The following is a 10,044-nucleotide window of genomic DNA, read 5'->3' as shown; positions in this document are numbered from 1 at the left end:
TGGTCACCTGCATCAATTATATGAAGAGATGCGGGCTTTTTTCCCGAATAAACAACCCAACCAGATCGATACGCAGGAGATCCGCAATGTGAAAGGTTTCATTCGTAAGACCGAGGCGATCTCGGGTGCCCGTTACGCGGGTTTACCGGATGATCATATCCATTTTATGGCTTTGCCTTTTTACGAAACCGGTAAGACCAAGAAAAATGCCGTGGGCGAGGAAGATATCCTGCTGACCATTGAACTGTTACAAAAAGTAAAACCACAGCAGATCTTTGCTGCCGGTGATTTTGCTGATCCGAATGGTACGCATTTGGTTTGTTTTAACATTATCCTGGCTGCTTTGGATCGTCTGAAGGCGACTGAAGCCTGGGTTAAGGATTGCTGGTTATGGATGTACCGCGGCGCCTGGCATGAGTTTGAAACTTATGAAATTGAAATGGCCGTGCCTTTGTCACCCCAGGAGGTGATCCGCAAGCGGAATGCTATCTTTAAACATCAGTCCCAAAAAGACCGCCCCGTTTTCCCGGGTGATGATGCCCGTGAGTTCTGGGTTCGCGCTGAGGATCGTACACGTGACACCGCTCAGCGTTATGACCGCCTCGGATTGGCTGAATATGAAGCCATGGAAGCGTTTAAACGGTACAAGTTCTAAAAAACAACATGTCATTGTGAGCGTAGCGCGGCAATCTCCTCGCTTACATATTGACCGCGAGGAGATTGCTTCGTCGTTCCTCCTCGCAATGACATAGTTCTTATACATCCCAAGGGCTGTGTTTTCACAGTCGATTTATTTATCGATTGAAATGGCTGCCTGTGTGGACACAGACAACGGGAATAAAAAGGAAGCCTGGGAATTAAGAATAAAGTATAGCATACAACTCAAATGACCTCCACGCAAATCAAAACCCAACGACTTCTCTCTCTCGACGTTTTCCGCGGAGCAACCATTGCTGCCATGATCCTGGTAAACGATCCGGGCGACTGGGGGCATATTTATGCGCCGTTGGAACATTCCAAATGGGATGGCTGTACACCTACCGACCTGGTGTTTCCCTTCTTCCTGTTTATGGTGGGCGTGTCTGTGGTGTATGCCATGGAAAGCAAAAAGACGACGGTACCGCATGGTAAACTATTGCTAAGTGCATTACGCCGTACGGCTATCCTGATCGCTATTCCCTGGATCACGCAATTGATATTTCATCCTGATGGCGGATTAGCACATCTGCGCCTGCCGGGAGTGTTGCCGCGCATTGCGCTGGTTTATTTTATCTGTACTATTCTGTACCTGAAAACATCGCAAAAAACCCGCGACTGGATCTTTGCCTTCACGCTCATTGGTTATTTTATCATCATGACCTGCATACCGGTGCCCGGCGTGGGCTATGCCAACCTAAAACCCGAAACCAATATGGGTGCCTGGATAGACCGGCTGGTATTTACCACTAACCACCTCTGGCGCGAATCGCATACCTGGGATCCGGAAGGCTTGCTGGGCACTTTGCCTGCCATCGCTACAAGCTTGTTTGGCATTCGTGTGGGCAGTTGGTTAAAACGAAAGGATCGCGACGATAATGTTAAAGTAAGCTGGATGTTTACTTATGGCGTAATTGCCGTTGTGCTGGGATTGATTTGGGACCTGTTCTTTCCCATCAACAAAGCATTGTGGACAAGCTCATTTGTACTGTACACCGGCGGTTTGGCCACTATTGCCTTGGCCCTATGCTATTGGCTTATTGACGTGCAGGGACGTAAGCGGTTCACCTACTTTTTTGTGGTTTTTGGGGCTAATGCCATTACCGCTTATGTGCTGTCGGGTTATATCCCGCATTATATGGGTATGATCAAAATTGGCGGGGCATCCATTTATCAAACCTTATTTGCACCTTACTTTTCGCCCATCAATGCTTCGCTGGTCAGTGCTATATTTACAGTAGCTATATTGTGGCTGGTGATGTGGATATTCTATATCAAAAAAATCTTTATCAAAATATAAGTATGAAAATCAAACTTAACCTTATCACACTTATCTGTTTGTTTATTTTATCGGCAGGCAGCATCAAGGCACAAACAACCCAGCCCACATATACACAAGGGCAGCTGAAAGCAGCCGAACAATGTTTAATAGCAACCGGTATTGATAAACAATTCGGAGATCTCATCGATAAAACGATAAATACCGGCAGCACACAAATACCTGAAGAACACCGGGCGTCTTTTGTTAAAGTCATGAAAACTTTTATGGGTAAATACTTTACCTGGGATGCGTTGAAGGGTCCTATTGCAAAATTATATGCTGCTGAGTTTACGGAAAGTGAGCTCAATCAGCTAACTGCCTTTTACAACACCCCGCTGGGTAAAAAAGTAGGCGAAAAGCTACCCGAGCTCATGCAAAAAGGTATGCTACTGGGCCAACAATCCGTTGAAGCTCATCGCCCCGAGCTAGAGCAAATGATGAAGGACGCGTTTCAGGCGGACACAGTTCCGGCCCAAAAGAATAATTAACTTCGAGTAATTTGTAACTAAGAATTTCGTTTTGCATCTTAGCATTTATATATCCCATTAATTATATGAATTTAAACCTGAAGCTTTCCGCAGTTGCCCTGGCATTAGTCATTACCTCCGGAAGCGCCATAGCACAAGTAAAAAAGAAACCAGCCGTAGCAGCAAAAAATAAACCGGCTGCTGCACAAGTGGCTACCAAAGGTAATCTGCTGCCGGTTGACGATCAGGTAATCATAGGTAAGCTGCCCAATGGTTTAACTTATTACATCCGCAAGAACGTGGAGCCCAAGAACAAGGCCGAACTATACCTCGTGAATAAAGCCGGGTCAGTTCTGGAAACTGACGATCAGCAGGGTCTGGCTCACTTTACCGAGCACATGGCCTTTAACGGTACCCGCGATTTCCCGAAGAATCAAATGGTTGATTACCTTCAAAAATCAGGTGTGAAATTTGGCGCCGACCTGAATGCCTATACTTCCTTTAACGAAACCGTGTACCAGCTACCTATTCCGTCTGATACCGTTAAGATATTCGAGAACGGCTTTAAAATACTGGCCAACTGGGCCGGCTATGTAAGCTTTGACCCCAGCGAGATTGATAAAGAACGTGGTGTGGTTTTAGAGGAAGAACGCCTTCGTGGTAAAAACGCGCAGGAGCGCTTACAGCTGCAAACCTTACCTGTGCTGCTGAATAATTCGCGCTATGCCTTGCGTTTGCCTATAGGTAAAGAGGATATACTGAAAAATTTTAAACCGGAAACCATTAAAAGTTTTTACCACGATTGGTATCGTCCCGATCTACAGGCGGTGATAGCTGTGGGCGATTTTGATCCTAAACGGGTAGAAGAACTCATCAAACAAGATTTTTCGCAGCTGCAAAACCCTGCCGGCGAAAAACCACGTACCAAATATACCGTACCACCAACACCAGGTACCGCGGTTAAAATAGCTACTGATAAGGAGTTTCCGTACACGCTTGCCCAGATCGTTGTAAAACATCCTGGAGCGCCTACCAAAACTACTACCGACTACATGCAGCAAATACGCGAGCAATTGTTTAACCAGATGCTAAACGCCCGTTTAGGTGAATTGCTGCAAAAACCAAATCCACCGTTTTTATATGGCCGATCCAGCTATGGTGATTTTATTGGTGAGCAGGACGCGTTTACGTCTATCGCCGTATCCAAACCCGGCGAGTTGGAAGCTGCGGTTAAAGCCGTAGTTGCCGAAACCGAACGCGCCCGCAAATTTGGCTTTACCCTTACCGAACTGGAACGCGCCAAGCAAGACGCGCTGGTAGGCATTGGCAATGCTTATAAAGAGCGTGATAAAACCCGTTCGGTAAATTTTGTACGGGAGTATCAGCAAAACTTTTTAACCGGCGAAGCCATACCCGGGATTGAATTTGAATACAATTTTTATGTAAATAATATTGGTAAAATAACCCTTGCCGAAATGAACGCCCTTGCCGGTAAATTCATCAGTGATCAAAACCGCGTGGTGATTGTGGAAGGACCTGATAAGGATAAAGACAAACTGCCCGATGAAAAAACCATTTTACAATGGATCGCTTCGGCAGGGCAAAATATAACTGCCTATGTTGATAATGTATCGTCGGACCCACTGATGAGCAAACTTCCCGATGGTAGTGCTGTAACCAACGAGGTGAAGGATGAAGCCATCGGTACTACCACCCTTACCTTGGGCAACGGGGTAAAGGTTGTTTTAAAACCTACCGAATTCCGTAACGACCAGATCCTGATCAACGGCTATTCTTTTGGTGGTACATCACTGGCCAGTGACGATGATTTTACTTCGGCCAATTTAGCTGCCCCTATCGTAAGCAGCAGCGGTATTGCCCAGTTTAACCAGGGCCAGTTAGATAAAAAGCTTGCGGGCAAAAACGTAAACATATCACCATATATTAGTGACTATGCACAGGGTATCAACGGCAATTCGTCGCCGGCAGATTTTGAAACAGCTATGCAGCTTGTTTACTTGTATTTTACTCAGCCACGTAAGGATAAGGATATCTGGCAATCACAAATTGACCAAACCCGGTCGCTGCTGGCCAATCGCGGTCTTGACCCTGTAAACGTTTTCCAGGATACCGTATCGGCTGTTTTGAGCAATCATAATTTCAGGTCGATGGTAACCACGATCGACAGGTTAAACAAAGCCACATTAGATAAAGCTTACAGCTTTTATAAAAGCCGTTTCGCCAATGCCAGCGGATTTACCTTTACCCTGGTTGGTAATTTCAATGTAGAAACTATTAAACCATTCCTAATCCATTACCTGGGTGCCCTGCCATCAACCAACAGCAACGAGAATTATAAAAATCTCGAGATCCATCCGCCTGCCGGCATTATCAACACCACCGTAAATAAAGGTGTAGGCGAAAAAAGCAGTGTACAACTGGTTTTCAGTGGCGATTATGATTATAACGATGCCAACAACCTGCAAATGGATGCACTGGAAGAGGTATTAAACATTAAACTCATAGAGCGCCTGCGCGAGCAGGAAAGTGGCGTGTATGCTCCGGGTGTACGTGCTTCTTACCATAAAATTCCGGGTGGTCGTTATACTATTACCATTTATTTTGGTTGCGCACCCGAAAATGTGGATAAGCTGATCAATGCTACAATTGAAGAAATTGGCAAAATCAAACAGAACGGTGCCCAACCAACAGACATCCAGAAGTTTGTGGCTAAAGAAGCCCGTTCAACACAGGAACAGCTAAAAGAAAACTTCTTCTGGACAAGTTACCTGGCATCTTCCTTACAAAACAAAGAGAACCCCGACCAGATCCTGAGCCACGTGAGTAGCCTGGAGCAGGTAACTGTTCAAAGCACCAAAGATGCCGCCAACAAATACCTGAGTGGTAAAAATTACATCAAACTGGTACTGATGCCAGAGAAAACCGAAAAGAAATAGTTTTTCTCCCGGGATATTAAAACCCAAAACGCCCCGCCGGATAAATCCGGTGGGGCGTTTTTATTTTAGGGTGTCACCCTGAGCCCGTTGAAGGGTAGAGCGCAGAAGCCCGCCACCATGCTTCGACGGTGCTCAGCATGACATCCGTTGTAGGTTCGGTTACCCTCAATGCATATTTAAATAAGCAACAGCCGTATCATGTAGCTGATGCACCACCACACCGATGCATTTACCACTAGCATCTATCTCAAAAGAGATTCCTTTATCCAGATCAGTATAAATCTGTACTTTAACATCCTTATTTATATAGTCGCTGGTTGGTTTCAGGTTGTAGCTTTTTTTGATCTCATCGGCAGTGCTTCCCACCCCAATGCCTTCTGCGGTTTTATATTCCGGCGAATTAACTAATATCTTCTGTATCCTGCTGATGATCTCATCCTTATCGCCCATTTTACGGTGAGCAAATACACTGGTTCGGTAACCATTAGTTTTATGCCCAGCATACCATACCATTAAGGAGCTTCCCATAGCCGCGTCCGAACTATCGGGCCTGCCCAATAACTGGCTCACATTGGTTACATCTTCACTTAATACAATGTCACCAATGCTTCTGCCCGGAGTGATCAGTTTATTAGTTACAGCGGTTTTGGCTTTAGCAGTATAAGCAGCATTCGCTGTGGTATCAGCACTGTTTTGTTTTTGTCCTGGCTGTTTACAGGCAAACAGGGCCGCACAGCATAATAATAGCGCACTATTCTTCATCATATTTATCATAACGGTATTATATTTATTTTGTTGGGTGAAGTATTTAAAAGAAGAAATTCTTTCATTTTCCCAATTATTTTATTTATTTTGTATAAAAAAAGGCTATTCCTCCTTGAGGATAGCCTTTTCCGGACTCTAAGGTTTTCGCTTAAATTTGAAAACTTTAGATTTTTTTGGATACACCCTTTTTCCCTTAACAGTTATATATGGTGTGTAAATCCAATCGTCCTGAGGTTGATTTTTTTTCCTCATTACAATGAACAATTAGCCCAGTTGTTACAGCAACTGGGTTTATTTTTATATTGAGAAGTCAAATTTCTTTTTAATCTTTTTGATCATTGCTTCTAATATTATAAAATCCTCTTCTTCTCTTATTGCTATTCTTGAATTAATACCAGGACCGGTAATATGAAAAGTAAACTCATCTAAATCTGATAAACTAATAATAGTTGGTTCTACAGAGGCCTCCGAAATGTCTTTTTGATTAGCAATATCGTCAGTATTTGACTCTTCTACTTTAAATCCATTACCATTATCAAACAAAACGAGTTGGTTTTGTGCATTTAGCAACTCGGTAGTTTTAGCTCCTTCAATAAAATATTTCTTAATTCTACCAGCAGCATTCTCGTCTACTTCATATTCTTTAATCAACATTTTATCAAGCATTCCGATGGGCAATTCTTTACCTTTGAATCGCTCGTATAATCTTAAGAATACTGGTGGCGATAAAAAAGACCGCGCCAAGAGCAGCTTTCTTTCCTCCTCTGTATAAGCGAGTTTTATATCTCGATATAAAGGGGTCAAAGTTAATTGCCCAGACTTTTGGCTTACCAGATTAAATTTCTGAGCAGAGCTAACAATATAAAAAAAGCCCCCTCCTAGTTTATTACCCATTTTTTCCGCACACAATTCAGCGGAACAAGTCCCCCCTAATGAATCAACTGCACTAGCCAATTCTTGAGCAGACTTGAATGAAGCATTAGGATATTCTACGCGCTTTCCCATAACCAATTATTTTACTCCAAATTAAGTTATAAAAATTTGTAATTCCAAATTAATAACCAAATAAAAAAATGGAATTTTAAAATAAACTTTTAACAGTATCTTAGGTTATCTTTATATGACATCAAAAGGCCAACAGGTTATACAGCAGTGGTACAGGCAGAAAAACTGGCAGCAGTTCCCTTTTCAGCAGGAAATGGAGGCTGCCTATCTTTCGGGATATTCCGGTTTGCTCAACGCGCCTACCGGCAGTGGTAAAACCTTCGCGCTGTTCCTGCCATTTCTGGCCGGCTTCATCAATCAACATCCCGATACCTATACCACACAAAAAAACAATGGTTTACTCATGCTGTGGATAACGCCCTTGCGCGCACTTACCAACGACATCCGCAAAGCCATGCAAGAAGCCTGCGACGAGATTGGCTTACCCTGGCACATCGCCACCCGTACCGGCGATACCTCCGCTGCCGAGAAACAGGCCCTCAAGAAAAAACTACCCGAAGTACTGCTCACCACCCCCGAAAGCCTGCACCTGATGCTGGCTCAAAAGGAGTACCCCAAAATGTTCGCCGGCCTACAGGTAGTCGTGATCGACGAATGGCACGAACTCCTGGGTACCAAACGCGGCGTACAGGTAGAGTTGGGATTGTCTAAGTTGAAAGTTTTGGGTGCGGGGAGCGAGTTGCGGGGTTCGGGAAACAAGATAGGTGGTGCGGGAAATGAAAATAAAACAACGTCGAAAAACTCCCACTCAAGCCCCGAACCCGACTCCCCGTGCCCCGAACCTCGAGCCCAATTGCGCATCTGGGGTATCAGCGCTACCATTGGCAATCTGGAGCAGGCGGCCGAAGTTTTGCTGGGTAACGATTTCCCGCCGGAGCGTGTCAAAATGGTTCGGGCCAACCTGGATAAAAAGTTGGATATCCGGTCCATCATCCCCCAAAATGTCGAGAACTATTCCTGGGCCGGGCATATCGGACTAAAGCTGTTGCCCGAGGTAATGGAAATAGTAGCCCGCAGCAAAACCACGCTCATATTTACCAATACCCGTTCACAGTCCGAGATCTGGTATCATGCCATCCTGGATAATTACCCCGAATACGCGGGCATCATGGCCATGCACCACGGCTCGCTGGATAACGAATTACGCAACTGGGTGGAGCAGGCCCTGCACGCCGAGGCCCTAAAACTGGTGGTATGTACATCCAGTCTGGATCTTGGCGTCGATTTCCGACCGGTGGATACCGTGGTACAGGTGGGCAGTCCAAAAGGCGTGGCCCGTTTTATGCAGCGTGCCGGTCGAAGTGGGCACCATCCCGGCGCGGTATCCCGTGCTTATTTTGTGCCTACCCACTCGCTGGAACTGTTGGAAGGCGCCGCCCTGAAAGAGGCCATCAAAAAGGGCATCTTTGAAAGTCGCGACCCCATTCTGCTTACGATGGATGTGCTGATTCAATACATGGTTACACTGGCCGTATCCGATGGTTTCAGGGCCGAGGAATTATTTGATGAGATAAAAACCACTTACGCCTTTGCCGATTTGACCCGCAATGAGTTTGGTCAGCTGTTAGACTTTATCACCACCGGCGGCAAAACGTTGGCGCAATATGATGAGTTTTTAAAGGTAGAAGTAGAGAACGGCCTGTATAAAGTAAATAACCGCCGTGTGGCCATGCGCCACCGCCTCAGCATCGGCACCATTACCAGCGAACTCAGCGTACGTGTAAAATGGCTCAGCGGCGGCAGCCTGGGCACCATCGAAGAATCGTTTATATCCAGGCTAAAACCGGGCAACACTTTCTGGTTCGCGGGGCGCAGCCTCGAGTTTATCCGCGTAAAGGAGATGACAGCCTATGTCAAAAAATCAAACTCCACCAAGGGTATTATCCCCAGCTGGAACGGGGGGCGCATGCCCCTGTCGTCGCAACTGGCAGCGGTGTTCCGGGACAAGCTGGATGAGGTAGCGCATGGGGTAGAAAAGGACGAGGAAGTGATCGCGCTTAAACCTTTGTTTGATCTGCAAAAGCAGCTTTCGCACCTGCCCCAAAGCCATGAGTTTTTGATCGAGTCATTCAAATCGCGCGAGGGGCACCACCTGTTATTTTATCCTTTTGAAGGGCGACTGGTACATGAAGGCATGGCATCGTTGCTGGCCTTCCGCATCAGCAAAATAAAACCGGCCAGCTTTTCTATCGCCATGAACGATTATGGTTTTGAACTACTGACAGACGAGGATGTGCCCATTGAACAGGTACTGGAAGATGCCAGCTTTTTTTCCATCGATAACCTGTTAGACGATATACAGCACAGCCTCAACGCCAACGAAATGGCTCGCCGGCGTTTCCGGGATATCGCCCACATCGGCGGACTGGTATTTACTGGCTATCCTGGTCAGCCCGTAAAAAACCGCCACCTGCAAGCCTCCACTTCGTTGCTGTTCGAAGTATTTACCGAGTACGAGCCCGACAACCTGCTGGTACGCCAGGCCTATAACGAGGCGCTGGCTTTTCAGTTAGAAGAGTTCCGGCTGAGGGCGGCATTGCAACGTATCGCCACACAAACTATCATCCTCAAAACCATCGAACGTCCTACCCCATTCGCCTTCCCTATTATGGTTGACAGCCTGGGTCGAGAAAAGCTGACCACAGAAACCCTCGAAGAACGCATTGCCAAAATGGCTCGCAGCTACGGTGCCGAAGGTTTTGCAGAACCTGCTGAACGTAAACCCCGCAAACCGGGTATTACCCGGAAGAAAGGTTTTTAACTAATCACCTTTAACAACCACGTCATTGCTTCTTACCTCGCAATGACGTGTGGATTACTATTTCTTATTTGC

At 45.9% G+C, this 10,044-nt stretch carries 6 protein-coding genes and 1 pseudogene; 5 read left to right on the top strand and 2 right to left on the bottom strand.

What is annotated here, in order from left to right:
* The 4 genes and pseudogenes from BW976_RS27065 to BW976_RS27050 all read left to right on the top strand — a co-directional run.
* A pseudogene (locus BW976_RS27065) lies at positions 1-655 on the top strand (glucosamine-6-phosphate deaminase); the annotation flags it as partial.
* Between the two features lie 231 nt (positions 656-886).
* On the top strand, positions 887-1,996 hold the full coding sequence (locus BW976_RS27060) for an acyltransferase family protein (protein ID WP_076378500.1): 1,110 nt from the start codon (positions 887-889) through the stop codon (positions 1,994-1,996).
* Positions 1,997-1,998: 2 nt separating this feature from the next.
* Positions 1,999-2,505, top strand: coding sequence for a DUF2059 domain-containing protein (locus BW976_RS27055; protein ID WP_076378498.1), 507 nt, complete (start codon positions 1,999-2,001; stop codon positions 2,503-2,505).
* Between the two features lie 65 nt (positions 2,506-2,570).
* A complete protein-coding gene (locus BW976_RS27050) occupies positions 2,571-5,441 on the top strand; it encodes a M16 family metallopeptidase (protein WP_076378496.1) in 2,871 nt (956 codons plus the stop codon).
* A gap of 165 nt (positions 5,442-5,606) precedes the next feature.
* On the opposite strand, the gene BW976_RS27045 is transcribed toward BW976_RS27050, so the two are convergent.
* Positions 5,607-6,206 (bottom strand): hypothetical protein, encoded by a 600-nt coding sequence (locus tag BW976_RS27045; protein ID WP_139332441.1) that lies wholly within the window; start codon positions 6,204-6,206, stop codon positions 5,607-5,609.
* Positions 6,207-6,503: 297 nt separating this feature from the next.
* Positions 6,504-7,211 carry a hypothetical protein gene (locus BW976_RS27040; RefSeq protein ID WP_076378492.1) on the bottom strand — a complete coding sequence of 236 codons (708 nt, stop codon included), beginning with the start codon at positions 7,209-7,211 and terminating at the stop codon, positions 6,504-6,506.
* Between the two features lie 115 nt (positions 7,212-7,326).
* On the opposite strand from BW976_RS27040, the gene BW976_RS27035 reads away from it, so the two are divergent.
* The gene (locus tag BW976_RS27035; protein WP_076378490.1) at positions 7,327-9,972 is read left to right on the top strand and encodes a ligase-associated DNA damage response DEXH box helicase; all 2,646 of its coding nucleotides are present in this window, start codon (positions 7,327-7,329) and stop codon (positions 9,970-9,972) included.
* Positions 9,973-10,044 lie beyond the last annotated feature (72 nt).

Origin of the sequence: Mucilaginibacter lappiensis, assembly GCF_900155965.1 — a bacterium.
In the GTDB taxonomy this organism is placed as follows: domain Bacteria; phylum Bacteroidota; class Bacteroidia; order Sphingobacteriales; family Sphingobacteriaceae; genus Mucilaginibacter; species Mucilaginibacter lappiensis.
This window is presented reverse-complemented; position numbering and strand designations above follow the sequence as displayed.

What these genes read in the sequence shown, in the direction of transcription:
- BW976_RS27045 (WP_139332441.1), bottom strand. Translation starts at nt 6,206, where the DNA reads ATGATGAAGAATAGTGCGCTATTATTATGCTGTGCGGCCCTGTTTGCC.
- BW976_RS27055 (WP_076378498.1), top strand. Translation starts at nt 1,999, where the DNA reads ATGAAAATCAAACTTAACCTTATCACACTTATCTGTTTGTTTATTTTA.
- BW976_RS27050 (WP_076378496.1), top strand. Translation starts at nt 2,571, where the DNA reads ATGAATTTAAACCTGAAGCTTTCCGCAGTTGCCCTGGCATTAGTCATT.
- BW976_RS27040 (WP_076378492.1), bottom strand. Translation starts at nt 7,211, where the DNA reads ATGGGAAAGCGCGTAGAATATCCTAATGCTTCATTCAAGTCTGCTCAA.
- BW976_RS27035 (WP_076378490.1), top strand. Translation starts at nt 7,327, where the DNA reads ATGACATCAAAAGGCCAACAGGTTATACAGCAGTGGTACAGGCAGAAA.
- BW976_RS27060 (WP_076378500.1), top strand. Translation starts at nt 887, where the DNA reads ATGACCTCCACGCAAATCAAAACCCAACGACTTCTCTCTCTCGACGTT.